Genomic DNA, 25,309 nt, shown 5'->3' on the forward strand with positions numbered 1-25,309 from the left:
CTCTAACTGGCCGCCGGAAGAGGTCCGGCGGCCGATCAGTTTTTAAGCGGATCGAACGGCTCAGCCGACGATCAGCTCGGTCCACTTCTGGTTGATCCAGTCGGCCTTCGACGTATAGAGGTCGTAGCGCGGGATGATCGGATCGATATCCGACGACACGGCTGCGAACTCTTCCGGCTTGAGGTCGAGCACCTCTTTCTTCAGCGTCGGCGTGGTTCCGACCTTGCGCGACATCAGGCCCTGCATCGACGGCTGGCTCATATAGTCGATGAAGGCATGCGCCTCGTCGACCTTGGTCGAGGCGCGCGACAGCACCCAATTGCCGGAATCCTGGATGCCGCCTTCCTTCGGGAAGGTCGAGCGGACATGGAAGCCGTCGGCGACCGCGAGGCCGGTGACGTCGTGATAATACTGGCCCATCGGGATCTCGCCCGACTTCAGCGCCTGCTCGAACTGCGCCTCGTCGCGATACCACAGCCGGACGTTCGGCTTGAGCTCGGCGAGCTTTTCGAATGCCTTGTTCAGTCCGTCCTCGGTGTCGAGCGCATTGGTGCCGCCCATGAAGGTCTTTGCCGTCACTTCGAGCAGGAACGAGTTCGAGGCAAGCGCCAGCAGGCCAAGCTTGTCCTCATTGGCCTTGTCCCACAGCGTCTCCCATGAGGTCGGCGCATCCTTGTAGACGTCGGTGTTGGAGACCAGCGTGATCCACCAGGCGACGGCGCCGATGCCGGCGACGCGACCATCCGGATATTTGTTGACGAAGCGCGGCAAGAGGTCGTTGTAGTGCTTGAACCTCGACGTATCGAGCGGCGTCCACAATTCGGTCGACTGGCCCTTCAGCGTCGAGGTCTGCGACATCATCGAAAGGTCGGCCGGGGCTTGGCCGGCCTTGGACGCTTGTTCGAGCTGCACCAGCCAGGCTTCGCCGGTCGGCTCGGCGACCGATTCCACTGCAATGCCGGTGGCCTTGGTAAAATCTGGGAAGACGTGCTCGTCAAAGGATTTCTTGAAATAGCCGCCATAGACGCCGACCTTCAGCGACTTGTCCTGCGCGCGCAGGATCGACGGCATGGCGAGCACGCCGGCTGTAGCGAGGCCCGCACCAAGCACGCCGCGCCGTGTCAGGGATTTTCCAATCAGTCTGTTCATCTGGTTTCTCCTCAGTTGATGCCGTTCTATTCCGGCAGGTTCCCTTCACGCACTGTCGCCGCCTGGCGTCAGTGGGCCGCCGCTCGTTGTTCGAGCGTACGGGCGTATTGCGTCAGTGGAAAGCACATGACGAAGAAGATCAGCGCCACCAGCCCGTAGACCTTGAACGGTTCGAAGGTGGCGTTGTTGATGGCGTTGGAGGTTCTGACCAGCTCCTCGAAGCCGATGATCGAGGTCAGCGCCGTCGATTTGATCAACTGCACCAGGAAGCCGACGATCGGCGCCCTTGTGATCGAGAAGGCCTGCGGCAGGATGATCAGCCGGAGCTCCTGCAGACGGTGCAGGCCAAGGCTGGCGCCGGCGTCCCACTGCCCGCGCGGCAGCGCATCGACGCCGCTGCGCCAGATCTCGGCCAGATAGGCGCTGGCGAAGAAGGTCAGGCCGAGCACGGCGGCAGTCCATGGCTCGATGCGCAGGCCGAGCATCGGCAGGCCGAAGAACATCAGGAACAGCTGCATCAACAGCGGCGTTCCCTGGAACAGGGCGATGTAGCCGGAAGCGACCCGCTGGCTCCATTTATTCTCTCCGATCCTGAAGAACAGCACGATCAGCCCGACCAGCGCGCCGCCGACAAAGGCCGCCAGTGACAACAGCACCGTCCAGCGGGCGGCGAGCAGCAGATTGCGAACGATGTCCCAGAAGGTGAATTCGATCATGTGACACCTGCCCCCAATACGCGGCGCCCGCCTGTGACCAGCAGCCGGCGCAAGGCCATGGACAGGACGAGGTAGACCAGGGTCACGACGAAATAGGTTTCGAAGGACCGGAAGGTGCGGGCTTGCAGCATGTCGGCCTCATAGGTCAGCTCGCGCACGGCGATCTGCGACACCACGGCCGATTCCAGCATCATGATGACGATCTGGCTGGTCAGCGCCGGGTAGATCACCTTGAGCGCCTGCGGCAGCACGATCTTGATGAACACCTGGCGCGGTCTCAAGCCCAGTGCAAGCGCTGCTTCCGTTTGTCCGCCGGGCACGGCATCGAGACCGGCGCCGACGATTTCAATGGTGTAGGCTGCCATGTTGAGCGTCATTGCCAGCATGGCGGCCAGGATCGGATCGAGCCTTATGCCGAGGCTGGGCAGGCCGAAGAAGATGAAGAACAGCTGCACCAGGAACGGCGTGTTGCGCATCACCTCGACATAGACCGCGATGGCGCGCTTCACGAATACCGGGCCGTTGCGCCGGCCGGCAGCGCCCAGGATGCTGAGCAGCGTGCCCACGAGCGTGGTCACGACGATCAACAGGATCGTCGTGGCCGCGCCGCGCGCGATGTCGCCCACAGCGCCTGGGAGCCAGGCAAAGGCCACGAGAACTCAATCCTTGAGGTTGTCGGGATTGAGCGGCGTCTTCAGCCAGGCCTTCGAGCTCTCATCGAGCTTGCCGTTGGCCAGCATCTTGGCAACCGCGTCGTTGACCGCCGTCTTCAGCCGGTCCTCTTTCTTGTTGAGGCCGATATGCGAAGGCGAGGTCAAGAGCTGGAACTTCTGCTCCGGCTTCAGCGCGTCCTGCTTGGCCAGCACCTGGGCGCCGACATCATTGCCGACCACCATCAGCTGGGTCTGGCCCGAGATGAAGGCCTGGATGACGGAATTGTAGTTGTCGAAGCGCTTGATGTCGGCCGATGCCGGCGCCGCTTCGGTCAGCGACGTATCCTCCAGCGTGCCGCGATTGACGGCGATCGACTTGTCGGCGAGATCTTCCTTGCCTTTGATCGAAAGCGCTGCCGGACCGATGACGGCGATGTAATAGGGCGCATAGGCGGCGGCGAAATCGATGACCTCCTCGCGCTCCTTGGAATAGCCGACGCTCATCAGGATATCGACGCGCTTGTCGGTGAGATACGGGATGCGGTTCTGGCCGGTGACGCTGACCAGATTGAGCTTCACCTTAAGTGAATCGGCGATCGCCTGCGCGACGTCGACGTCGTAACCCTTGATGCTCATATCGGCGCTGGCCGAGGAGAAGGGCGGAAAGTCGGAGAAGATGCCGACATTGATGGCGCCGGCCTTGGTGATGTCGTCGACGGCGTCGGCATTGGCCTGGGAGGCGAAGCCGAGGCCGGCGAGCATCAGCGCAGCGGCGATAATTGATTTCATATGGATTGTCATTGGTATTCCCCTTCTGGAAGCTTGTTTGTTTTGGAAACGGCCGCCGGCTCCAGCGCGGCGGCCGCCTTTGCATGTGAAATCCGTCAGGCCCCCTTGCCGGTGATCGCCGGGCTGAACACCATCAGGCTCAGGATCTCGAACAGGACCTGGGCGCCGACATGGGCGGTGTTGGTGGTCGCGTCATATTGCGGCGCCACCTCGACGACATCGCCGCCGACAATGTTGAGGCCTTTCAAGCCGCGCAGCAGTTCGAGCACCTCGCGCGTCGTCAGGCCGCCTATTTCCGGCGTGCCGGTACCCGGCGCGAAGGCCGGATCGACACTGTCGACGTCGAAGGAAATGTAGGTCGGGCCGTCGCCGACTATTCTGCGCGCCTTCTCGATGATGGCCGGAATGCCGAGACCCGTCACCTCTTCGGCATGCACGACCGTCATGCCGGATTCATAGGTGAACTCCCACAGATACTCCGCCGAGCCGCGGATGCCGATCTGGATGGTGCGGGTGGGGTCGAGCACGCCGTCCAGCACCGCGTTGCGGAACGGTCCGCCATGATGGAACTTGGTCATGTCGAACAGCCCGCTTGTGTCGCAATGAGCGTCGATGTGGATCATGCCGACCGGCGCCTTTTTGCCGACCGCCTTCAGGATCGGATGGCTGATCGAGTGGTCGCCTCCGACCGAGAGCGGCAGCACGCCGGCATCGACGATCTGGTTGGTGCGGCGCTCGATATCCTCGTGGCTGATCTCCAGCCGGTAACGGCTGCGGAACGGCGTATCGCCGATGTCGGCGACGCGAAGCTCATGTGTCGGCGCGCATTCCAGCACATGATTGTAGGGGCCTATGCGCTCGATGGCGCGCAGCGCCCTGGGTCCAAAGCGCGAGCCGGGCCGGTTGGTGACGCCGAGATCCATCGGCACGCCGATGATCGCCACCTGCAAATCGCCGAAATCGGGATTGTCGGCTGCGATTTCGCGATAGGGCGCGGCGAGGAAGGTCGGGATGCCGGCATAGGGCGCGAGTCGGGTGCCGCTCTTGGAGAAGATCTTGTCGGCGACCTTGCGGAACTTCGGGTCGAACATCTCGCCGCCATGGCTCTCGCCATATTTGCGGCGCAGCGCGTCGAGCTTGCCTCTGTCATAACCCATGTCGGTCTCCTCCTGCGGGCTGATGCATGCGGCCGTGGCGACACCTGCGAACTGACCATCATCCGGCCGGGCCGCTGTCCCGCTGGCTGCCTGTAGATTTCACGTCATTGATGCTGTTGACCTGCCAAAGTGTCCGGCAGCCGCATTGAAAAATCAATTGATATTGTTACGGTGCTGATTGTGAGAAAATCTCACAGAGTATCCGGTTGCTCATGGCCAAGCGTCTGCCCCCCTTGAATCCCTTGCGCGCCTTCGAGGCGACGGCGCGGCATGCCTCGCTGACCAAGGCGGCGAGTGAGCTCAACGTCACCCACGGCGCAATCAGCCACCAGATCAAGGCGCTCGAGCAATCACTCGGCGTAAAACTGTTCGAACGCACCGGACAGCGGGTAAAGCTCACCCCGCACGGCGCCGAATTGCTGCCGGCGGTCTCGACCGCCTTCGACGGCATCGCCGCCGCCACCCAGCGCATGACCAGGCCAGCCAGCGCCGGTACGCTGTCGGTCTCCTGCGTGCCGGCGCTGCTGCTTCTGTGGATGACGCCGCGGCTCGGCAGCTTCATGGCGCAATATCCTGATATCAGGTTGACGCTGATCCCGTCCAACGACCCCAAGGACATCCGCGCCCCACAGGTCGATGTCTGCGTGCTCTATGGCGACGGCAGCTGGACCGATTGCTGGATGCGCAAATGGTCGGGCCTCGAACTGTTCCCGGTGGTCAGCCCGACGCTGATCAACAACCGGCCGCTCCGCATCTGCCGGGATCTTGCTGGCCATGTCATCCTGCATGGCGATGATGGCCGCGAATGGCACACCTGGCTGGCCGCCGCCGATGGGCTCGACCTCGAACGTGGCCGCCGCCACCATCTCGGCGACGCCCGCACCGCGATCGAAGCCGCGGTGCACGGACATGGCGTGGCGCTCGGCGATTCCGTCACCGCCAGCATGCTGCTCGCCAGGGGCCTGCTGGTGGCGCCGTTCAGCCTGTCGGTGCCGGCGGTCGATGATTTCTACGTCGTCTGCCGCAACGAGATGCGTTCGGCGCCTATCGTGCAATTGTTCGTCGACTGGCTGTTTGCCGAAAAGGAACAGGCCGACAGCCGGGCCGACGCGCCGGTGGCCGGCCGCATCAGCAGCCGCAGGAAGCGTCCGGCGCTGCGGGTGGTGGGCGCCAAGAGTTGAGGCTGGACCTGAGCGGCTGCTTTTTGTCGGGCCAGCCCGGAAAGCGGGAGGCGCTTTCAAAAATTCAATGCTAATAAGCTCTTGCCCGGCAATTCCAGGAAAACTGTGCGGCGGTTTCCCGTCCGGAATTGCGTAAGAAGACGTGAGCAGCGAAGGCGACGGCAGGACATGGCAAGAACCGATATAGCGCGGCGCGTCTACAACCACACCTGGAAGCTGGACCCGATCGTCCGCAGCCTGCTCGACACCGATTTCTACAAGCTTCTGATGCTGCAGATGATCTGGGGCATGTACCCCAAGGTCGACGCCACCTTTTCGCTGATCAACCGCACCACCTCGGTGCGCCTGGCCGACGACATCGACGAAGGCGAATTGCGCGACCAGCTCGACCATGCCCGCACGCTGCGCTTCTCCAAAAAGGAGATGATCTGGCTTGGCGGTAACAATTTCTATGGCCGCAAGCAGATCTTCGAGCCGGAATTCCTCGCCTGGCTGGAAGGTTTTCGGCTGCCCGACTACGAGCTGTCCAAGCGCGACGGTCAGTACGAGCTCTCCTTCAGCGGTCCCTGGATGTACACTACGCTGTGGGAAATCCCGGCGCTGGCGATCATCAATGAGCTTCGTTCCCGCGCCGCCATGCGCGCCTTCGGTCCCTTCGCGCTTGACGTGCTCTATGCACGCGCCAAGGGGAAGATGTGGGCCAAGACCGAACGCTTGAAGGCGCTGCCCGGCATCCGCATCTCCGATTTCGGCACCCGCCGCCGCCATTCCTTCCTGTGGCAGCGCTGGTGCGTCGAGGCGCTCAAAGAAGGTATTGGCGAAGCCTTCACCGGCACCTCCAACGTGCTGCTGGCGATGGACAACGACCTCGAAGCGCTCGGCACCAACGCGCATGAATTGCCGATGGTGTTTGCCGCCCTTGCCAAGTCGGAAAAGGAATTGAAGGAATCGCCCTACAAGGTGCTGCAGGACTGGCAGCGCTATTATGGCGGCAACCTGCTGATCGTGCTGCCCGACGCTTTCGGCACCGCATCCTTCCTGCGCGACGCCCCGGACTGGGTCGCCGACTGGACCGGCTTCCGCCCCGACAGCGCGCCGCCGATCGAAGGCGGCGAAAAAATCATCGACTGGTGGCGCGAGAAGGGCAAGGACCCCAGGCAGAAGCTGCTGATCTTCTCCGACGGTCTCGAGGTCGAAACCATCGAGGAGACCTACAGGCACTTCAAGGGCAAGGTGCGCATGTCCTTCGGCTGGGGCACCAACCTCACCAACGATTTCGAAGGCTGCGCGCCGACCGAAACCAACAGCCTCGATGCGATATCGCTGGTCTGCAAGGTGACGGAGGCCAATGGCAGGCCGGCGGTGAAGCTGTCGGACAATCCGGCGAAAGCGACGGGCGACAAGAAGGAGATCGAGCGCTATCTCCGGATTTTTGGGGCGAAGGACCGCGTGGAGCAGCTGGTCAAGGTTTGAGGGTCGGCGGGTGCCTTGCTGGACGAAATGGAAATCGCGATAGCGTGAGTTCCCGCCCACCCCCCTCTGTCCTGCCGGACATCTCCCCCGCAAGGGGGGAGATTGGCAGCGTCGAGTACCGCGCCTCTTTCTTCACCCTTGAAAGTTGGCGAAAGCCCCGGCGACATCCAATCTCCCCCCTTGCGGGGGATATGGCCGGCAGGCCAGAGGGGGGTGTGAAGGATCGCGTCAGGCTGACATATGTCGCCTGCTCCCCCACCCTCACACTCCTCCCCACCCCTGCCTTCGCCCACGCCTCCGACCGCGGCCACGTCCTCCTCCTCCCGACCGGCTACTACATCGCCGGCGGCGCGCTCGCCGTCGCCGTCAGCTTCCTCGTCCTCGCCCTGCTGCCACCCGCAACCCTCGACCGCTTCTGGCGCCGCCGCCTGCCGCTCTTCCCATTCGCCGACACCGCCCGCATAATCATCAGCCTCATCTCCTTTGCCGGCTTCGCAACCCTCATCGCCGCCGGCCTGTTCGGCAGCCGCGATCCGCTCTCCAATCCGCTGCCCCTGACCATCTGGACGCTGCTCTGGGTCGGCCTTGCCATCGCCCAAGGCCTGTTCGGCGATCTCTGGTCGTGGCTGAACCCATGGTATGGCCCGTGGCGAATCGTAAGCCGCCTGTTCAAGCTTCGTGGCGGTGAGGGACAGGAATCGCGTTTGCCTTCATGGCTCGGCTGCTGGCCGGCCGTTATCCTGTTCTTCGCCTTTGCCTGGTTCGAGTTGATCGACCCGGCGCCCGACGACCCGGCGCGGCTGGCCTATGCCGCCGGCCTCTACTGGTTGCTTACCTTCATCGCCATGCTCGCCTTTGGCTACCGCGATTGGAGCCGGCGCGGCGAATTCCTGACGATCTTTTTCGCCATGGTGGCTCGTTTCGCCATCGTCGAGCGCGATGAACACGGTCGCCTCACTCTCTGCTGGCCGGGCTCAAAACTGCTCAGCGCAGCGCCCCTGCCGGCAAGCGGCATCGCTTTCCTGCTGCTCAGCCTGTCATCGGTGTCCTTCGACGGCCTGTCGAAAACCTTCTTCTGGCTCGGCCTGTTCGGCATCAACCCGCTGGAATATCCCGGCCGCACCGCGCTCATCGGCATTAGCAGCTTCGGCCTCGTGCTGACCTTCGTCCTGCTCGCGGCGGCATTCCTGCTGGCCGTCATACTCGGCCAGCGCCTTGCCGGCAGCCGACATTCCCACGGCGAGGCCGCCGGGCTGCTGGTCTGGTCGATCGTACCGATCGCGCTCGCCTATCATGTCGCGCACTATCTGACGGCGCTGCTGGTCGACGGCCAGTATGCGATCGCCGCTCTGTCCGACCCGTTCGCGCTGGGATGGGACCTGTTCGGCGCCGCCGACATGCAGATCGAGGCCGGCATCGTCGCCGGGGCCGACTCCGCCTGGTGGCTGTGGAACCTGCAGGCCGGCATCATCATCGCCGGGCACATGCTGGCGGTGCTCGTTGCCCATGGACTGGCCTGGCGACTGCACCAGGTGCCATCGCGCGCCGCCCTCAGCCAGTTGCCGCTCACCATGCTGATGATTGCCTACACGATCTTCGGCCTGTGGTTGCTTGCCACGCCGACGGCCGGATGAGACAAGCTGATCCACATGCCTTTGCGGAAAGCCCGCTTGCAAGCTCTGTGCTTTGGTGATTTAGTTTGTACACATGCAATTTCTGCCCCTCCTGCAAGGGAGTGGCCTTGCCTCGTTACAGACAGTCAAAACTCAAAAACAGGGGAACTGCCGTGACTGACAAGAATGGGTTTTTCGATCTCTCCAAATCCACCCTTAGCCGCCGCACCGCGCTGAAAGGTCTCGCCGCCGGCGCCGGGCTGACGCTCGCGCCCGGCTTCGTCCGCTACAGCCAGGCGCAGAGTTCAGCGCCAATCAAGATCGGCTTCCAGTCGCACCGCACCGGCATCGGCGCCGCCTATGGCCGCTGGTATGAAAAGACCAGTGCCGCCGCGGTCAAGGCGATCAACGACGCCGGCGGCATCAACGGCCGGCCTGTCGAACTGGTGATCGAGGATGACGGCACCGATCCCGGCCGTGGCGCCGAGGTGGTCGGCAAGTTCGCCACCCAGCACAAGACCGACATCGTCTTCGGCACGCTGTTCTCGCATGTGGTGATCGGCTCGGCGCCGGCCGCCGGCGAAAACAAGATCCCGTATTTCGTCGTCAGCGAAGGCCACCACGTCGCTTCGACCAAGCTCAACCGCTACGTCTTCCAGCCTGGCATCACCGATGTGAAGAGCCAGATCCAGTCAATGGCGCCGTGGATCGCGGCCAATGCCGGCAAGAAGGTGACGCAGATCTTCCCGGATTTCGCCTTCGGCTACGACCATCGCGACTACCTGCCGCCGGCGCTGAAGGCGCAAGGCGCCGAGGTCATCGCCCAGATCGCCATCCCGCCGACAGAGTCGTCTTTCACGAAATACTTCCCGCAGATACCCGCCGAGACCGAAGTCATCTACCACGTGATGGTCGGCCCGGCCGTGCTCACCTTCGTCAAGGAACTCGGCGAGTTCTACGGCTCCAACCGGCCGCAGCTGTTCGGCTTTATCGATTCGCTCGAAGCCACCGACATAAATAGCCCCGGCCTCGAATTTTTGGACGGCAGCCATTTCTGGGAAGGTTCGCCGCGCTATGCGCAGGCCAATGACTCGGCCGCGCAGAAAGCCTACCGCGCCGCCGTCGGCATCGACGAAAATGGCGCTGCCGTCGGCGACCCCAAGGACGTCTCCACCGCCGCCCACATGTTCGGCTGCTGGGAAACGCTCTATGTCGTCAAGAAGGCGATGGAAGATGCCGGCTACAAGGGTCCGGAAGACCGCGCCAAGCTGGTCGAGGCGACCGAGGCTCTGACCGAATTCGCCGAAGGCCCGGAGCATCCGCAGGGCCCCAAGACCTTCAACGGCAAGATCCACCAGTGTTTTGGCATCCAGAACATCTCCAAGGTCGAAGGCGGCAAGCTGAATGTCGTCCACAAGACCAAGATCGAGGACGGGCTTTACGAGGCCGAAGGGGATTATACGACGCAGGCGCTGTGAGGCGCCTTACCCTCCCCCTTGTGGGGAGGGTCGGCATGCAAGCTTCGCACTTTTCGAAGCTTGCGAGACGGGGTGGGGGTCGCGACGGCCCGTGCCCAACCCCCACCCGACCGCTGCGCGGTCACCCTCCCCACAAGGGGAGGGTAAGGGCGCCCTGAATGCATTTCGGACCCCATCTCCTCCTCGCCGCCCTCGAAGGCCTTGTCACCTCAGCCGTATTGGCGCTGACGGCGCTTGGGCTGTCGCTGGTGTTCGGCGTCATGCGCGTCGTCAACGTCGCCCATGGCGAGTTCTTCATGCTGGGCGCGGTGCTGGCCTGGGCGATCTCGACGGCGATACCCGGCCATCCCACGCTCGGCTTCCTGGCGGCGCTGGTGATTGCGCCGCTGATTGTCGGCGCCATTGCGCTGGTAGCCGAGCGGCTTGTGCTGCGGCGGCTCAATTACAATCCGGAAGCCACCATCGTCGCCACGATCGGCATGCTCTACATCATCCAGCAGCTGGCGTTGAGCTTCTATGGCCCGGAAGCCCGCCCGGTGGAGCCGCCCTTCAGCTACCGCATCCTTTTGCCCTGGTTCGGCTATTCCGGCTACAAGCTGTCGATCATTGCCGCTTCGGCCCTTCTGCTCATCGCCACCTGGCTGGTGCTGACGCGCACCAAGATCGGCCTCATCATGCGCGCCACCCAATATGACAGCGAGACGGCGCAGGCCTTCGGCATTCCGGTCGACCGCGTCTATGCCGGCGTCTTCGGGCTCGGCGCCATGCTGGCGGCCATCGCCGCCGTGCTGATCGTGCCGATCAGTCAGGCGCATTATCTGATGGGACAGGACCCGCTGCTGTTGTCCTTCATCGTCGTCATCATCGGCGGCCTCGGCTCGCTGCGCGGCACCGTCGTCGCCGCCGTGCTGATCGGCCTGTCCGACGGCATCATCTCGGTGTTCTTTTCGCCGACTTTGGCCAAGATCATCTGCACGCTGCTGGTGGCCATGGTGCTGGTATTCCGGCCGCAGGGCCTGTTCGGGCAGGCGTCGCGATGAGCGAAGCTTCGCCGGCAAAAGCCTATGCATTGCATCTCGGCGTCATCGCGCTGCTGTTTGCGCTGAGCTTCGTCCTGCCCGACTACCATCATGGCCTGCTGGCCCGCATCATGGTGCTGGCGGTGTTCGCCATGGGCTACAACATTCTGTTCGGCTATGTCGGCCTGCTCAGCCTCGGCCACGCCATGTTCTTCGCCGCCGGGCTCTATGGCGCTGGTCTCGCGGTCATCCATCTCGGCTGGAGCGTGCCTTTGGCTTTCCTCGCCGGCATCGCCTGCGGCGCGCTGCTGGCACTGGTGATCGGCCTGCTGGCGCTGCGCACCACCGGCGTCGCCTTCATGATCGTCACCATGATGTTCGCGCAGGTGTTTTACCTCGTCATCCTCTATTTCGCCGCCTGGACCGGCGGCGACCAGGGTCTGGTCGTGCCGCAGCCGGCGCGGGTTCTGGCCTTCGGCGCGACATCGCTCGACCTAACCAACCCGACCGTGCGCTACATGAGCGCGCTGGCGCTGTTCTCGGTCGTGCTGCTGATCACCCTCGCCATCGTCCGCTCCCGCTATGGCCGCGTGCTGGTCGCGGTGCGCGAGAACGAGGAGCGCACGAAAATGCTGGGCTACGACACCTTCTCCAATAAGCTGATCGCCGTCGTCGTCTCCGGCACCATCTGCGCCGCCTCGGGTGCGGCCTATGCGCTGCTGTTCGGCTATGTCGGCTCGAGCTTTGCCTCGGTGCAGTATTCCATCCTGCCGATGCTCTGGGTGCTGCTCGGCGGCGCCGCCACGACGCTGGGCGCGCTGCTCGGCACGGTGTTCATGTACTATGTCATCGACACCGCCAGCGGCTACACCTCCGCCTATCTCCTGATCGTCGGTATTGCGCTCATCCTGCTGGTGCTGTTTTTCCCCAAAGGCATTCTGGGCACCATCCGCCAGCGCTGGCTCGGGTGGCTCCCATGATGCCGTTGCTGACCACCAAAGGCCTGGCGCGCAGTTTCGGCGGCCTGCGCGCCGTCGACGGTGTCGATTTTCAGCTGATGCCGGGCGAGATCCGCGCCGTCATCGGTCCCAATGGCGCTGGCAAAACCACCTTCGTCAGCCTGGTCAGCGGCCGCATTCAGCCATCATCCGGCATGATCGTCTTCGACGGCGCCGACATCACCAGCCAGCCGGCCTATCTCAGGGTGCGCCGGGGCATCGCCTACACCTTCCAGATCACCAGCGTCTTCGCCAACCTCTCTGCCTACGATAATGTCGCGCTGCCGGTGCAGCGCACGCTGACCGATGGCCGCTCGAAAGGTGCGGTGCGCACCGGCGTCATGGCCGCGCTGGAACGCACCGGACTGGCCGGCCGGGCCCATATGCCGGCCGGCCAGCTTTCCTACGGCCATCAGCGCCTGCTGGAAGTGGCAATGGGCCTGGCGCTGAAGCCGCGGCTTTTGATCCTCGACGAGCCGACGCAAGGGCTGGCCGACAGCGAGATCGACAATTTCATCGAACTGGTGCGCGAGATCGCCAAGAGCGCCACCGTGCTTTTGATCGAGCACAACATGCCTGTCGTCATGCAACTGGCCGACCGCATCACCGTCTTCAACGCCGGCAGGATCCTGGCCGAAGGCACGCCCGAACAGGTCCGCGCCAACACACAGGTGCAGGAAGCCTATCTGGGAACGGCGGCATGAGCGAAGCCCCCAAAACTGATACCCACACGACTGAAGCGCTGACCATCTCCGGGCTCGACTGCTTCTACGGCGAGGTTCAGGTGCTCTACGGTCTTGATCTCGTGCTCAACAAGGGCGAGGTGCTGTGCCTGTTCGGTCGCAACGGCGCCGGCAAGACGACGACGCTGAAAGCGACCATGGGGCTGGTTCGGTCGAGCGCCGGTTCGATCCGGCTCGCCGGCAAGGAGTTGACCGGCCTGCCGGCGCATGAGGTGCCCAAGGCCGGCGTCGCCTATGTGCCGCAAGGCAGGCGGCTGTTCGCCGAGATGACGGTGGCGGAAAACATCGAGATCGGCCTGATGGCGCGCGGCAAGGGAAGAGCGACGCGCGAGAGCGTGCTCGATCTCTTCCCGCTGCTGCGCCAGCGGCTGCGCCAGCGCTCCGGCACTTTGTCGGGTGGCGAACAGCAGATGCTGGCCATGGCCCGCGCGCTTTGTCTGGAGCCGCAGGTGCTGTTGCTAGACGAGCCGACGGAGGGGCTGATGCCGTCGATGATCGCCAAAATCCGCGAGACGGTGGTGAAGCTGCGTGAGCTAGGTGTCTCCACCATTCTGGTCGAACAGCGCGTCGACGCCGTGCTGTCCGTCGCCGACCGCGTCTGCTTCATCGAGAACGGCCGCAACCGCGAGACCGTCGATGTCGAGCAATTGCGCGCCGACCCATCGGCAGTCAGGCGCTATGTCGGCGTCGGCTGATCAGCCGAAAAACAGGAACCCGGCGATCAAAAAGATCGGGATCAGCACCAGCCCTGACCATGCCATGTAGCCGAAGAAGCCCGGCATCTTCACACCGCGGTGTCGGGCAATGGCGTAGACCATGAAGTTGGGTGCATTGCCGATATAGGTGGTGGCGCCCATGAACACCGCGCCGGCCGAGATCGCGGCCAGCGTCGAGGCCGCCTCCGTCATCAGGTGCCGCGCGTCGCCGCCTGCGAGTTCGAAAAACACCAGATAGGTCGGCGCATTGTCGAGGAAGGACGACAGCCCGCCGGTCAGCCAGAAATAGGCGAGATCATTGGGCTGGCCGGTGGGTGACGTCACCAGCGCCACCAGCGGCGCCAGCGCGCCGTCATGGCCGGCGCGAAGGATGGCAATGACCGGCACGATGCAGATGAAGATGCCGGCAAACAGTTTTGCCACCTCCGCGATCGGGCCCCAGGTGAAGCCGTTGGCCTCGCGATGGCTCTTGAGGGAAACGACAAGCGACAGCCCGGCGAGCGCCAGGATGATGGCATCGCGCACCAGGTTCTGCAGTTCGAGGCCGACGCCGAGGATGGAGAAAGTCACGCCCGGCTTCCAGGCAGCTGAAAGCAGGATCGCGGCAATGACGCCGGCCAGCAACGGCAGATTGGCCAGGCCGCGAAGGCGCACCTTCGTATCCGGCGTCGGATCCTTGATCTTCGGCGCGCCGCCTTCACGGCGATGCAGCATGATGTCGATGGCCAGGAAGACAAGCAGCACCAGGCCGCCGGTAAACAGCGTCTCGCGCCAGAGGTTCGCCGTCGTCCAGAAGAAGTCGACGCCGCGCAGGAAGCCGACGAACAATGGCGGGTCGCCCAAGGGCGTCAGCGAGCCGCCGATGTTAGACACCAGGAAGATGAAGAAAATGACGACATGGGCGTTGAACTGCCGGTTGTCGTTGGCGCGCAGCATCGGCCGGATCAGGATCATCGAGGCGCCGGTGGTGCCGATCACCGAGGCCAGCATCGCCCCGACGAGCAGCAGCCCGGCATTGACCAGCGGCGTGCCATGGATGTTGCCGGCGACAAGGATGCCGCCCGAAATGGTGTAGAGCGCGAACAGCAGGATAATGAACGACATGTATTCGGTGAGCAGCGTGTGCAGCACGGCTTCACCGGCTACCGGAACGCCGAATGCAACCATCAGCGGGATGACCGCCAGCGCTCCCCAGCCGGCGGCGATCTTGCCGTAATGATGCTCCCAGACATGGTGGAACAGCAGCGGTCCGGTGGCGATCGAGAGCAGCAGGCCGGCGAAAGGCAGCGCCCACCACAGCGACATGGCAGCATCGGGCAGGCCGCGGGCCTCGGCCGCGAAGGCCATTTGCGGAGACACAGCGGAAGCGAGTACACCTGCCGCGAAAGCCTTCCCCAACTGTGTGCAGCCCCCTCGCTGCGTCACGATCCAGTCACTCCGAGATCGGGTCTTCGAGCTTCACCCCGGCATCGCGCATCCTCTTCAGCATCGCCTCGACCGAACCGTTTAGATCGATGCCGCGGCACGCGTCGAGCCGCACCGTCGTCTTGAAGCCTTGCTTGACCGCGTCGAGGGCCGAAAAGGCAACGCAGAAGTCGGTCGCCAGGCCAACCAGGGTCACACTGTCGATGCTGCGCTCCTTGAGGTAGCCGGCGAGCCCCGTCGGCGTCTTGTGGTCGTTCTCGAAGAAGGCGGAGTAGCTGTCGATATCAGGGCGAAATCCCTTGCGGATTACCAGCTCGGCCTTGGTCCAGGCGAGCCCCGAGTGAAAATCCGAGCCGAGGCTGCCCTGGATGCAATGGTCCGGCCACAGCGTCTGCGGCCCATAGGGCATCTCGATCGCGCTAAAGGGCTGCGCCCCCGGATGGTTGGAGGCAAAGCTCGAATGTCCGGCCGGGTGCCAGTCCTGCGTCAGCACGACATGCTCGGCATGCCGAATCAGATCGTTGACCAGCGGCACGATTTCGTCGCCGCCGGCAACCGCCAGTGCGCCGCCGGGGCAGAAGTCGTTTTGCAGGTCGATGACAACAAGCGCTTCGTCGGCCATGGCGCCTCTCCTCTTCTACGTCTCGAACGGGGGATCGAGTGAAATACGCCGCTGATGCGACCGGATGCTGAAACTTGACCGGATGGCCGCCTGCGTCAACCTCTGCAAGCGTAAGAAATGCTTGGCGGCCGGGTTCCCTTAAACTCCGGCTTTGACAATTTCCGCCAGCTTGATATCATTTGCATACGAATGAATTTGGCCTGATCAGACATTGGCGGGGTTCGGGAAGACCCCACCTTTTGAAGGTCCCAATGGGAAGGCCTATTTTTTTGGAAGGCAAAGCGTGATCCGTTACGCGAAACCCGCCACGCTCGACGAGGCGCTCGCTCTGCTGGGCGAGGGCGCCTGGCGCGTGCTTGCCGGCGGCACCGATTTCTATCCGGCGCAGGGCGCCAAACCGTTCCGCGACAATGTTCTCGATATTAACGGCCTGGTCTCGCTGCGCGGCATTGCCGAGACCGAAACCCATTGGGTTTTGGGCGCCCGCACCACCTGGACCGACCTTGTCCGCCATCCATTGCCGGCGGCTTTCGATGCGCTGAAGCAGGCCGCGCGCGAAGTCGGCTCCCTGCAGATTCAGAATGTCGCCTCGATCGCCGGCAATCTCTGCAATGCTTCGCCTGCCGCCGATGGCGTTCCGGGACTGCTGGTGCTGGACGCCGAGGTCGAGCTGCGCTCTGCAGCCGCGACGCGTTATCTGCCGCTGCAGGAGTTCATTCTCGGCAACCGCCGCACCGCGCTGCTACCGGGCGAGCTGGTTACCGCCATCCGGGTGCCGAAGCCCAGGGCCACCGGCACGTCGGCCTTCGTCAAGCTCGGTGCGCGGCGCTACCTCGTCATCTCCATCGCCATGGTGGCGGCGCGCCTCGTTGCCGAGGATGGCATGGTCATGGAAGCCGCTGTCGCGGTCGGGTCCTGCTCGGCCGTGGCCAAGCGGCTCGCCGCTGTCGAAGCCGTGCTGGTGGGCAAGCCTGTCGGCCCGGCACTCGCCGATGCGCTCCTGTCCGCGCCGATGGCCGAGCTCTCGCCGATTGCCGACGTGCGCGGCAGCGCCGAATACCGGCTCGACGCAGCGCGCGAGCTTGTCGCCCGCGCCGTGCTGAGGGCTTGCGGACTGACGAACGACAACAGCATGGTGGCGGCATGAGCCACTCCGAGATGATTGAAGCCCTGCCCGACCTCGTGCCGGGCGTCGGCCTCGATCGCGCCGAGATCGCCTTCGCCGTCAATGGCGCCGCCGTCTCGGTCAATGTGCCGCCGCTGCGCCGTCTGTCGCAGGTTTTGCGCGACGAATTGCAGCTGACGGGCACCAAGGTTGGCTGCGATGCCGGCGATTGCGGCGCCTGCACGGTGCTGGTCGACGGCGACGCCGTCTGCGCCTGCCTGATGCCGGCGGCCTCCGCAGCCGGGACGTCCGTAACGACCGTCGAAGGCCTCGCCAATGGCCGGCTCTCGGCTCTGCAGGCGTCCTTCCTGGCACATGGCGCCGCGCAATGCGGCATCTGCACGCCGGCGCTGCTGGTCGCGGCAACGGCGCTGGTGGATGGCACGCCGAATCCGACCGAGACCGAGGTGCAGGATGCGCTGGGTGGCATCCTGTGCCGTTGCACCGGGTACAGAAAGATCATTGCGGCAGTGATGGATGCGGGACGGTTCGAGACGTCGACCGACGGCGCTGCCCCTCATCCGCCTGCCGGCACCTTCACCCCGTATAGTGACGGGGAGAAGGGATGTGCTCCAGCGCCGACGCTCCCCTCTCCCCGTTCTTCACGGGGAGAGGGTAAGGGTGAGGGGCAGCGCCAACGTCATTCGTTGGAATTCAACTTTGAACGTAGAATGCCAACCACAGGGAATGCTGTAGGCGCCTCCCCGGTCCGGCTCGACGGCGTGCCAAAAGTCACCGGCGCTGAAAAATTCGGCGCCGATGCCTTTCCCGCCGATGCGCTGGCCGTGCTGGTGGTCCGCTCGCCGCATTATCATGCCGGCTTCGCCTTCGGCGACCTGGAGGGCTGGGTGAAGTCGCATCCCGGCATCGTCGGCGTCTTCACCGCCGCCGACATTCCGGGAAAAAACTGTTTCGGCGTCATCGGTCCGTTTGCCGACCAGCCGGCGCTGGCCGAAGGCTTTGCGCGGCTGCGCGGCGAGGCAGTGGCGCTGGTCGCCGGCGAGCGCGAGGCCATGCTCGATCTCGACCTCCAGGATTTCCCGGTCCGCTGGACCGAGCTGCCGCATTTTCTGCAGCCCGGCGACGCGCAGGCAGAAGGGGCGGCGCTCATCCACGCGAACCGCCCGGCCAATTTGTTGACCAAGGGCTTTGTCGAGCGCGGCGACCCCGAGGCGTCGCTTGGCGAGGCTGCCTTCACAGTGTCCGGTGCCATCGACACCTCCTATGTCGAGCACGCCTACATCGAGCCGGAAGCCGGCCATGCCTACATGGACGGCGACACGCTGGTCGTCGTCGCCTGCACCCAGGCCCCCTACATGGACCGCGACGAAACGGCGAAGGTGCTCGGTCTTGCCGTCGACAAGGTGCGCATCGTGCCGACCGCGACCGGCGGCGGCTTCGGCTCGAAACTGGACGTTTCACTGCAGCCGCTCATCGGCCTTGTGGCGCTGAAGACCGGCCGGCCGGCAGCACTGGCCTACACCCGCAACGAATCCATGATGTCGACCACCAAGCGACATCCCGCCGAGATGAAGGCGACCATCGGCGTAGATGCCGAGGGCCATGTCACCGGCATGGTCTTCACAGGCGATTTCAACACCGGCGCCTATGCCAGCTGGGGCCCGACCGTCGCCAACCGCGTGCCGGTGCATGCCTCCGGTCCCTATGCGACGCCGAACTACCGCGCCGAAGGCCGCGCCATCCACACCCACGGGCCGATTTCCGGCGCCTTCCGTGGCTTCGGCGTGCCGCAGGCGACGATCATGCAGGAGACGCTCTATGATGAGCTCGCCGGCAAGCTTGGCATGGACCGGCTCGATTTTCGGCTGAAGAACTGCCTTCGGAACGGATCCGAAACGGTTACCGGACAGCGACTGGAGTCGGGCGTCGGCATATTCGAGTGCCTCGACTCCTTGCGGCCGCATTGGGCTCGCGCGACGGCCGACGCAGATACATTCAACAATGCCAATACGAGCAAAAAGCGCGGCGTCGGCATCGCGTCCTGCTGGTATGGCTGCGGCAACACCTCGCTGCCCAATCCGTCGACCATAAGGGTCGGTATCTCGCCAGAGGGGGAGGTCATCCTGCATCAGGGCGCCGTCGATATCGGCCAGGGCTCCAACACCGTCATCGCCCAGATCTGCGCCGACGCACTCGGCCTGCCGCTGGAAAAATTCAAGCTGAAGAGCGCCGACACTGCGATCAGCCCCGACGCCGGCAAAACATCGGCCTCGCGCCAGACTTTTGTCACCGGCAAGGCGGCCGAAAAGCCGGCCGCGCCTTGCGCGAAAAGATCCTGCGCTTTGCCAATGTCTCGGAGAACGCGGCCCTGCAATTGGACGGCCCGGCGATCGTCATTCGTGAGGGCGAAGCCACTCGGCGTATCGATCTCGCCGCGCTCGATGTCGATGCGGACAGTTTCGTCTTTCGCGCTGAGGAGACCTACGATCCGCCGACGCTGCCGCTCGATGCCAAGGGCCAGGGCAAGCCTTACGCCGTCTACGGCTATGGCGCGCAGATCGCCGAACTCGAGGTCGACCTCAAGCTCGGCACGGTGAAGCTCTTGAAAATCACCGCCGCGCACGACGTCGGCAAGGCTATCAACCCGCTGCTGGTCGAAGGCCAGATCGAAGGCGGCATCGCGCAAGGCATCGGCATGGCGCTGATGGAGGAATACATCCCCGGCCGCACCGAGAATTTGCACGACTATCTCATCCCGACCATCGGCGACGTTCCTGAGATCGAGCACATTCTGATCGAGGTTCCCGATCCGGAGGGACCGTTCGGCGCCAAGGGCCTGGGCGAGCATGTGCTGATCCCGACCGCACCCGCCATCCTCAACGCCATACGCCACGCCACCGGCGTTCTCATCACCAAGGTGCCGGCGACGCCGGCTCGCATCCGCGCTGCTATCCGCGAAAAAGATGGCATCGACGACCAGGAGGCACGCCGATGAGCGAGCTTGCCGAACGTTTCGAAACCCACGATCCCGGCGAGAAGCTGGTGGCGGAGAAGATCCGCTGCGATGCCTGTCCGGTGATGTGCTACATCGCCGATGGCCGCACCGGCGCCTGCGACCGCTACGGCAATGTCGGTGGCCGCATCGTGCGTATGGACCCGCTGACCATCCTCGACCATGCGGCGGAGACCGGCGCCGCGGTCGTGCCCTTCACCGCCGAGGGCGAGCAATGGGACGGCGAACTGGTCAACACCGGCCGCCGCTTCGTCACTGCAATCGGCGCCGGCACCACCTATCCCGACTACAAGCCGGCTCCCTTCATCGTCAGCCAGGAGGTCGAGGGGGTCGATCTGGTGACCGTGGTCACCGAAGGCATTTTTTCGTACTGCGGCGTCAAGGTGAAGATCGACACCGACCGCCATCTCGGTCCCGAAACGGCAATCGTGCGCGCGCAAGGCGAGCCGATCGGCCACGTCACGACAGGCGAATACGGCTCGCAGATGCTGTCGCTCGGCGGAGTGCATCATTTGACCGGTGGCTCCAAGGCCGAAGGCCGGGCAACCTGCGACGCGATGCTCAGTCTGTGCAATCGCAAGCCGGTCGAACTGACCATCGATGGCGGCGCCACCATCATCGTCGAAGCCGGCAAACCACCTGTCATCGACGGCAAGCAGGAACACCGTATGCGGGTCGGCTGCGGGTCGGCCACCATCGGCATGTTCGCCACGCAATGGCGCGGCCTTGTCGACGAGGTGGTGGTGGTCGACGACCATATCACCGGCGTCGTCTCCGAGCATCAGGCCGGCAAGGTGCTGGGCTGGCAGGATACCGGCATCAAGATCATCGGCCGCCGTTCGACGCCGGGCCGCTATTTCAAGGTTTCCGAGCCCGGCCTCGGCTGGGGCGGCACCTCGATTTCCGACCCGCTGTCGATCCTCGGCGAATGGAACGCCAAGAAGGGCGCCCGCCCCGGCCTGTCGCTGCTGATGGTGTCGACCACCGGCGAGCAGTTCGCCTATTACGAGCTCGACGACGAGTTGAAGCCGGTGGAAAAACCGTTCCCCGAGCGGCTGCAGAAATCGGTCGGCCTGATCGAGGACAATTGCGAGCCGGCGCTCTGCACCGTGCTGTTCATCGGCGGCGCCGGCGGTTCGCTGCGCGCCGGCGTCACCGAAAACCCGGTCAATCTCACCCGCTCGGTGCAGGGCTTGAATACCTATGTTACCGTTGGCGGCGCGCCGGTCTATGTCTGGCCGGGCGGCGGCATCACGCTGATGGTCGACGTCATGCGCGTGCCGGAAGGCGCCTTCGGCTATGTGCCGACGCCGGCGCTGGTGGCGCCGATCGAATTCACGCTACGCCGCGACGACTATGTCCGGCTGGGCGGCTACGAGGCCGAGATACGCAGCGTCGAGGATATCGTTGCCAAAGGCGGCGAATATCTCAACCCGCGCCGCGGCTCAGGCGCCGAGGCCCACAATCCATGGCCGCCGCTGGCGCAGTTGCGCCGCGTCGGCTCGAACGGGGCCTCTTGATGCAAGGCCCGCAAGTCCACCGGCTGCAGGACGGCAAGCGGCTGCACCTCAACCACGGGCCGATCGACCTGATCGTCGAGGCCTTTGGTGAGGCGGCTGAGTGTCGTGCCGCCTACGATCAGGCGATCGAGCGCTTCCAGACGATCCTGATCGAGTTGGTCGAGGAGCTTCCCGAATTGCGGCTGCCGGCATTTTTCCTGGCGCCGCGCACCTTCGCCGGCCCGACCGCGCGGCGCATGGAAGCAGCCGTCATGCCGTTGGCGGAATGCTTCATCACGCCGATGGCCGCCGTCGCGGGATCGGTAGCCGACGAAATGCTCTCGGCATTGCTTGCCGGTCGCAAGCTCGACCGGGCCTATGTCAACAATGGCGGCGACAGCGCCCTCCATATCGGCAAGGGCCAGTCGATGAACCTGGCGATCGCCGGCACCGGCAACGGCATGGCCGACCGCCTCACCATTCGCTCGGCGGACGGCGTGCGCGGCGTCGCCACCAGCGGCTGGCGCGGCCGTTCGTTCTCGCTTGGCATCGCCGACGCCGTCACCGTGCTGGCGCGCACCGGCGCCGAGGCCGATGCGGCGGCGACACTCATTGCCAACGCCGTCGACCTGCGCGGCAATCCCGCCATCAAGCGCATTGCCGCGCAGGAACTGGCGCCCGACAGCGATCTCGGCGCACGGCTGGTGACACAAGCCGTCGGCATGCTCGCGCGTGACGATGTGGAGCGGGCGCTGGACAATGGCCTTGCCGTCGCCGAAGATTTTCGCCGGCGCGGCCTGATTGCCGCATCGGCGCTGTTTCTAGGTGGGGAAGCGCGCATCAGTGGTTCCATGGCGCTTGCCGCGCCCAACAAAAATCCAGGGAAGGAAGTTGCCCATGCCTGAGTTTCCGATCCGCAAGATTGCGGTTCTGACCGAAGAGATCTTTCATGATGGCGGCCCGGCCGCAGCTGTGCCGCGCCGCCGCGCGGCGGCCGTGGCGCTGGTGAAGAACCCGTTCGCCGGCCGCTACGTCGAAGAACTGCAGAGCGCCATGGACGATCTGAAGCCGCTTGGCCTGCTGCTCACCGACAAGCTCATTGCCGCATTGGGCGGCGACATCAAGCAGATCGACGCCTACGGCAAGGGCACCATTGTCGGCTCGTCGGGGGAGCTGGAGCACGGCGCGCTGTGGCACGTTCCTGGCGGCTATGCCATGCGCGAGCGGCTGGGCGACGCCAAGGCGATCGTGCCGTCGGCAACCAAGGTCGGCGCCTTCGGCTCGCGGCTTGACGTGCCGCTCGGCCACACCAACGCCGCCTATGTCCGCAGCCATTTCGACGCCATGGAGGTCGGCCTCAGCGACGGGCCGCGTGCCGACGAAATCCTGTTTTGCCTCGCCATGAGCTGCGGCCCGCGCGTGCATGACCGCATGGGCGGCCTGGCTGCAGGCGACATCAAGGTCTGGGATGGCTTGCGATGAGCGGCGGGGACAATCTGCTGAAACTGGTCGAGGCCGAAGAGCCCGACGAACATGATTACCGCCTGCAGGAGCAGGTCGGCTTCATCCTGCGCAAGGCGCATCAGCGCCATGTCTCGATCTTTGCCGCCCAGATCAGCGACCTGACGCCGCCGCAATTTGCTGCACTTGCCAAGCTGCACGATGTCGGCGAGACCTCGCAGAACCAGTTGGGCACGCTGATCGCCATGGACGCGGCGACGGTCAAGGGCGTCATCGACCGGCTGAAGGCGCGAGGCCTGGTAGACCTGACCAAGCACGAGGTCGACAAGAGGCGGCTGCTGGTCAACCTCACGCCAGAGGGACGCGAGGCGATCGAACGGCTGATCCCGTTGGCCCGCGCCATCACCCAGGAAACGCTGGCGCCGCTGACCGCCAAGGAAGCGGCCACCTTTATGCGGCTGCTGGCAAAGTTGGCCTGAGCAATCAGGCGCGCAGCCTCGCGCCTTCGGGATCGAAGAACGGCATCGGCGCCACCACCGCCCGTGTCGGCTTGCCGTCGATGTCGATGCTGAGCTCGGTTCCGATGGCGGTGAACGGCAGCCGCAAATGCGCCGTCACCAGAACTTTGCCTAAGGAATAGCCGTGATCGCTGTAGGTGACGACGCCGGCATCCTCGCCGTCGGCGAAAACCCTGGCATCCGTCGCGGCCGGCTTGTCACCGTCGAGAATCAGCCCGGTCCAGCGTTCGTCGAGCCCCTTGTCGCGAATTTTGAGCAATGCCTCGCGGCCGATGAACTCGCCCTTTTCGAACTTGATCCAGCGATCGAGCCCGACATGGAAGGGCGTACGGCTCTCGTCCATGTCGATGCCATGCGCCGGATAGGCCTTTTCCAGCCCGAGCGTGAACATGGCCAGCACGCCGTATGGCTTCAAGCCGAAATCGCCGCCGGTCCGCATCAGCGCGTCCCAGACCGAAGCCGCCTCGTCCGCCGGCACGAAGAGTTCGAAGCCGAGCTCGCCGGTCACCCCGGTGCGTGAGATCAGGACTTTGGTCTCGCCGACGCGCCCTGAAGTGAACGCCCAGCGTTTCAACTCATCGAGATCGGCATCCGAAACCAGTGCTTTCAGCAGCTCGCGTGAGCGCGGCCCCTGTATGGTCGGGAAGGCGACGGCCGCGGTGATGTCGGTGACATAGGCCTTTCGCGCTTCAGCATGATGCTGCAGCCAGGGCAGCATCTTCAGCCGGTTGACCGAACCGGTCACCAGCATGAAATGCTCCGATCCCAGCCGGAACACGGTGAGGTCGTCCATGATGCCGCCATCGTCGCGGCAGACGGTGGAATAGCGCACCTGGCCGGGCTTCATCGCGGCGGCATCGTTGACGATGATGTGGTTGACCAGCGCCTCGGCTTCCGGCCCCTTGATGTCCATCTTGCCCATGGTGCTGAGATCCTGCACGCCGACATTCTTGCGCGTGTTCAGATGCTCGTCGGCGATGCCGGAATAAGTTTTGGCCGAGACGAAGTCGCCGCCGACCCGGCCCATCGTGGCGCCGAGGCCAACGATGCTGGTGTAGAAAGGGGAGCGCCGCTCAACCAAGAAACTTCTCCGTCATGCATGAAAACGGCAGCGCCGGATGGCGCTGCCGAGGTCGGGTTGGCTGAGGGGTTAACCCCCGTAGACGTCGAAGGCGAAGTACTTGTCGTTGATTTCCTTGTACTTGCCGTTGGCGCGCAGCGCCTCGATTGCGGCATTGAACTTGTCGGCCAGTTCCTTGTTGCCCTTTTGCAGGGCGATGCCGACGCCGGGGCCGTGAATGGCCGGATCGGCGGTCAGCGTGCCGAGCAATTTGCAGCAGGCGCCATCGGGCTTCTTCAGCCATTCGGTCAGGATGATCGAGCCGTCCATCATCGCGTCGAGCCGGCCATTGGCCATGTCGGTGCGGGCGTCGTCGCCCGTCGGATAGGCTTTCACGGTCGAGCCGGAGTATTTCTGCTCGGCGAAATTCTGGTGGATCGTTGCGCTCTGCACGCCCAGCACCTTGCCCTTCAGGTCGTCCGGCGATGTGCCGGCGATGGTCGAATCCTTCGGCACGGCGATGGCCGGCGGCGTCTGGTAGTATTTGTGGGTGAACTCGACCTTCTCGGCCCGCTCCGGCGTGATGGTGATGTTGATGATGGCGTCGAACTTGCCGGCCTGCAGCGCCGGAATGGAGCCATCGAAATCCTGCACGGAGAACTCGCACTCGGCCTTCATCTCGGCGCACAGCGCCTTGCCGAGGTCGACGTCGAAGCCGCCCAGCGTGCCGTCCGAATTGGCATAGTTGAAGGGCGGATAGGCGCCCTCGGTCCCGATCCTGAGTTTCTCGGCGGAGGCAGCACCGGTCCCAAGCAGCAGGGCGGTGGAAGCGGCAAGCACGAAACGACCGAAAAGATGCATGTTCTGGTTCCCCGTTGATAGGCGAAGTTTATGGGCTTT

General features: G+C 64.3%; 22 protein-coding genes and 1 pseudogene. 14 read left to right on the forward strand and 9 right to left on the reverse strand.

What is annotated here, in order from left to right:
• Positions 1–60 precede the first annotated feature (60 nt).
• The 5 genes from NLY37_RS24765 to speB all read right to left on the reverse strand — a co-directional run bounded on the left by NLY37_RS24765 (position 61) and on the right by speB (position 4,464).
• A complete protein-coding gene (locus tag NLY37_RS24765) occupies positions 61–1,149 on the reverse strand; it encodes an ABC transporter substrate-binding protein (RefSeq protein ID WP_023742280.1) in 1,089 nt (362 codons plus the stop codon).
• A gap of 68 nt (positions 1,150–1,217) precedes the next feature.
• On the reverse strand, positions 1,218–1,865 hold the full coding sequence (locus tag NLY37_RS24770) for an amino acid ABC transporter permease (protein WP_023742281.1): 648 nt from the start codon (positions 1,863–1,865) through the stop codon (positions 1,218–1,220).
• Positions 1,862–2,518 (reverse strand): amino acid ABC transporter permease, encoded by a 657-nt coding sequence (locus NLY37_RS24775; RefSeq protein WP_023671277.1) that lies wholly within the window; start codon positions 2,516–2,518, stop codon positions 1,862–1,864. The genes NLY37_RS24770 and NLY37_RS24775 overlap by 4 nt, the downstream gene beginning before the upstream one ends.
• Before the next feature lie 6 nt (positions 2,519–2,524).
• Entirely contained in the window at positions 2,525–3,319 is a 795-nt protein-coding gene (locus tag NLY37_RS24780; RefSeq protein ID WP_023742282.1) for a transporter substrate-binding domain-containing protein, read from the reverse strand.
• Between the two features lie 83 nt (positions 3,320–3,402).
• Entirely contained in the window at positions 3,403–4,464 is a 1,062-nt protein-coding gene (gene speB / locus NLY37_RS24785; protein WP_023736903.1) for an agmatinase, read from the reverse strand.
• Between the two features lie 212 nt (positions 4,465–4,676).
• Here speB and gcvA point away from each other — a divergent pair, with 212 nt between their 5' ends.
• The 8 genes from gcvA to NLY37_RS24825 all read left to right on the forward strand — a co-directional run bounded on the left by gcvA (position 4,677) and on the right by NLY37_RS24825 (position 13,664).
• The gene (gcvA, locus tag NLY37_RS24790) at positions 4,677–5,645 is read left to right on the forward strand and encodes a transcriptional regulator GcvA (RefSeq protein WP_023742283.1); all 969 of its coding nucleotides are present in this window, start codon (positions 4,677–4,679) and stop codon (positions 5,643–5,645) included.
• A gap of 168 nt (positions 5,646–5,813) precedes the next feature.
• Positions 5,814–7,118 (forward strand): nicotinate phosphoribosyltransferase, encoded by a 1,305-nt coding sequence (gene pncB / locus NLY37_RS24795; protein WP_023683568.1) that lies wholly within the window; start codon positions 5,814–5,816, stop codon positions 7,116–7,118.
• Between the two features lie 191 nt (positions 7,119–7,309).
• Positions 7,310–8,752 carry a hypothetical protein gene (locus NLY37_RS24800; protein WP_023742284.1) on the forward strand — a complete coding sequence of 481 codons (1,443 nt, stop codon included), beginning with the start codon at positions 7,310–7,312 and terminating at the stop codon, positions 8,750–8,752.
• A gap of 152 nt (positions 8,753–8,904) precedes the next feature.
• A complete protein-coding gene (locus NLY37_RS24805) occupies positions 8,905–10,209 on the forward strand; it encodes an ABC transporter substrate-binding protein (protein WP_023689191.1) in 1,305 nt (434 codons plus the stop codon).
• Positions 10,210–10,367: 158 nt separating this feature from the next.
• The gene (locus tag NLY37_RS24810) at positions 10,368–11,249 is read left to right on the forward strand and encodes a branched-chain amino acid ABC transporter permease (RefSeq protein WP_023742285.1); all 882 of its coding nucleotides are present in this window, start codon (positions 10,368–10,370) and stop codon (positions 11,247–11,249) included.
• Positions 11,246–12,208: a branched-chain amino acid ABC transporter permease gene (locus NLY37_RS24815; protein ID WP_023742286.1), complete on the forward strand. Its 963-nt coding sequence runs from the start codon at positions 11,246–11,248 to the stop codon at positions 12,206–12,208. Before NLY37_RS24810 ends, NLY37_RS24815 begins: the two co-directional genes overlap by 4 nt.
• Positions 12,205–12,930: an ABC transporter ATP-binding protein gene (locus NLY37_RS24820; protein WP_023739692.1), complete on the forward strand. Its 726-nt coding sequence runs from the start codon at positions 12,205–12,207 to the stop codon at positions 12,928–12,930. Before NLY37_RS24815 ends, NLY37_RS24820 begins: the two co-directional genes overlap by 4 nt.
• A complete protein-coding gene (locus NLY37_RS24825; protein WP_023736901.1) occupies positions 12,927–13,664 on the forward strand; it encodes an ABC transporter ATP-binding protein in 738 nt (245 codons plus the stop codon). Before NLY37_RS24820 ends, NLY37_RS24825 begins: the two co-directional genes overlap by 4 nt.
• Here NLY37_RS24825 and NLY37_RS24830 read toward each other — a convergent pair whose 3' ends face one another.
• The gene (locus tag NLY37_RS24830) at positions 13,665–15,032 is read right to left on the reverse strand and encodes a sodium:proton antiporter (RefSeq protein WP_050588439.1); all 1,368 of its coding nucleotides are present in this window, start codon (positions 15,030–15,032) and stop codon (positions 13,665–13,667) included. It abuts the gene before it with no gap.
• Between the two features lie 85 nt (positions 15,033–15,117).
• Positions 15,118–15,732 (reverse strand): bifunctional nicotinamidase/pyrazinamidase, encoded by a 615-nt coding sequence (pncA, locus tag NLY37_RS24835; RefSeq protein ID WP_023695900.1) that lies wholly within the window; start codon positions 15,730–15,732, stop codon positions 15,118–15,120.
• A gap of 283 nt (positions 15,733–16,015) precedes the next feature.
• On the opposite strand from pncA, the gene NLY37_RS24840 reads away from it, so the two are divergent.
• The 6 genes and pseudogenes from NLY37_RS24840 (at position 16,016) to NLY37_RS24865 (ending at position 23,310) form a co-directional block, all read left to right on the forward strand.
• A complete protein-coding gene (locus tag NLY37_RS24840) occupies positions 16,016–16,879 on the forward strand; it encodes an FAD binding domain-containing protein (protein ID WP_023742288.1) in 864 nt (287 codons plus the stop codon).
• A gap of 11 nt (positions 16,880–16,890) precedes the next feature.
• Positions 16,891–19,853, forward strand: a pseudogene (locus tag NLY37_RS24845) (molybdopterin-dependent oxidoreductase).
• Positions 19,850–21,391 (forward strand): hypothetical protein, encoded by a 1,542-nt coding sequence (locus NLY37_RS24850; protein ID WP_023742290.1) that lies wholly within the window; start codon positions 19,850–19,852, stop codon positions 21,389–21,391. Before NLY37_RS24845 ends, NLY37_RS24850 begins: the two are co-directional and overlap by 4 nt.
• Positions 21,391–22,275 carry a UPF0280 family protein gene (locus tag NLY37_RS24855; RefSeq protein ID WP_023742291.1) on the forward strand — a complete coding sequence of 295 codons (885 nt, stop codon included), beginning with the start codon at positions 21,391–21,393 and terminating at the stop codon, positions 22,273–22,275. Before NLY37_RS24850 ends, NLY37_RS24855 begins: the two co-directional genes overlap by 1 nt.
• Positions 22,268–22,852 (forward strand): amino acid synthesis family protein, encoded by a 585-nt coding sequence (locus NLY37_RS24860; RefSeq protein WP_286440592.1) that lies wholly within the window; start codon positions 22,268–22,270, stop codon positions 22,850–22,852. The genes NLY37_RS24855 and NLY37_RS24860 overlap by 8 nt, the downstream gene beginning before the upstream one ends.
• Complete coding sequence (locus NLY37_RS24865; RefSeq protein WP_023671294.1) at positions 22,849–23,310, forward strand: MarR family winged helix-turn-helix transcriptional regulator; 462 nt, start codon at positions 22,849–22,851, stop codon at positions 23,308–23,310. Before NLY37_RS24860 ends, NLY37_RS24865 begins: the two co-directional genes overlap by 4 nt.
• 4 nt (positions 23,311–23,314) lie before the next feature.
• On the opposite strand, the gene NLY37_RS24870 is transcribed toward NLY37_RS24865, so the two are convergent.
• Entirely contained in the window at positions 23,315–24,430 is a 1,116-nt protein-coding gene (locus tag NLY37_RS24870) for an aminomethyl transferase family protein (RefSeq protein ID WP_023742292.1), read from the reverse strand.
• A 69-nt stretch (positions 24,431–24,499) separates the two neighbouring features.
• A complete protein-coding gene (locus tag NLY37_RS24875) occupies positions 24,500–25,270 on the reverse strand; it encodes an ABC transporter substrate-binding protein (RefSeq protein ID WP_023742293.1) in 771 nt (256 codons plus the stop codon).
• Positions 25,271–25,309 lie beyond the last annotated feature (39 nt).

It is taken from the genome of Mesorhizobium sp. C395A, assembly GCF_030323205.1.
Taxonomy (GTDB): Bacteria; Pseudomonadota; Alphaproteobacteria; order Rhizobiales; family Rhizobiaceae; genus Mesorhizobium.

Excerpts from the sequence above, each read along its gene's own strand:
- NLY37_RS24765 (WP_023742280.1), bottom strand. The coding sequence starts at position 1,149 with ATGAACAGACTGATTGGAAAATCCCTGACACGGCGCGGCGTGCTTGGT.
- NLY37_RS24770 (WP_023742281.1), bottom strand. The coding sequence starts at position 1,865 with ATGATCGAATTCACCTTCTGGGACATCGTTCGCAATCTGCTGCTCGCC.
- NLY37_RS24780 (WP_023742282.1), bottom strand. The coding sequence starts at position 3,319 with ATGACAATCCATATGAAATCAATTATCGCCGCTGCGCTGATGCTCGCC.
- speB (WP_023736903.1), bottom strand. The coding sequence starts at position 4,464 with ATGGGTTATGACAGAGGCAAGCTCGACGCGCTGCGCCGCAAATATGGC.
- gcvA (WP_023742283.1), top strand. The coding sequence starts at position 4,677 with ATGGCCAAGCGTCTGCCCCCCTTGAATCCCTTGCGCGCCTTCGAGGCG.
- pncB (WP_023683568.1), top strand. The coding sequence starts at position 5,814 with ATGGCAAGAACCGATATAGCGCGGCGCGTCTACAACCACACCTGGAAG.
- NLY37_RS24800 (WP_023742284.1), top strand. The coding sequence starts at position 7,310 with ATGGCCGGCAGGCCAGAGGGGGGTGTGAAGGATCGCGTCAGGCTGACA.
- NLY37_RS24810 (WP_023742285.1), top strand. The coding sequence starts at position 10,368 with ATGCATTTCGGACCCCATCTCCTCCTCGCCGCCCTCGAAGGCCTTGTC.
- NLY37_RS24815 (WP_023742286.1), top strand. The coding sequence starts at position 11,246 with ATGAGCGAAGCTTCGCCGGCAAAAGCCTATGCATTGCATCTCGGCGTC.
- NLY37_RS24820 (WP_023739692.1), top strand. The coding sequence starts at position 12,205 with ATGATGCCGTTGCTGACCACCAAAGGCCTGGCGCGCAGTTTCGGCGGC.
- NLY37_RS24825 (WP_023736901.1), top strand. The coding sequence starts at position 12,927 with ATGAGCGAAGCCCCCAAAACTGATACCCACACGACTGAAGCGCTGACC.
- NLY37_RS24830 (WP_050588439.1), bottom strand. The coding sequence starts at position 15,032 with ATGGCCTTCGCGGCCGAGGCCCGCGGCCTGCCCGATGCTGCCATGTCG.
- pncA (WP_023695900.1), bottom strand. The coding sequence starts at position 15,732 with ATGGCCGACGAAGCGCTTGTTGTCATCGACCTGCAAAACGACTTCTGC.
- NLY37_RS24850 (WP_023742290.1), top strand. The coding sequence starts at position 19,850 with ATGAGCGAGCTTGCCGAACGTTTCGAAACCCACGATCCCGGCGAGAAG.
- NLY37_RS24855 (WP_023742291.1), top strand. The coding sequence starts at position 21,391 with ATGCAAGGCCCGCAAGTCCACCGGCTGCAGGACGGCAAGCGGCTGCAC.
- NLY37_RS24860 (WP_286440592.1), top strand. The coding sequence starts at position 22,268 with ATGCCTGAGTTTCCGATCCGCAAGATTGCGGTTCTGACCGAAGAGATC.
- NLY37_RS24865 (WP_023671294.1), top strand. The coding sequence starts at position 22,849 with ATGAGCGGCGGGGACAATCTGCTGAAACTGGTCGAGGCCGAAGAGCCC.
- NLY37_RS24875 (WP_023742293.1), bottom strand. The coding sequence starts at position 25,270 with ATGCATCTTTTCGGTCGTTTCGTGCTTGCCGCTTCCACCGCCCTGCTG.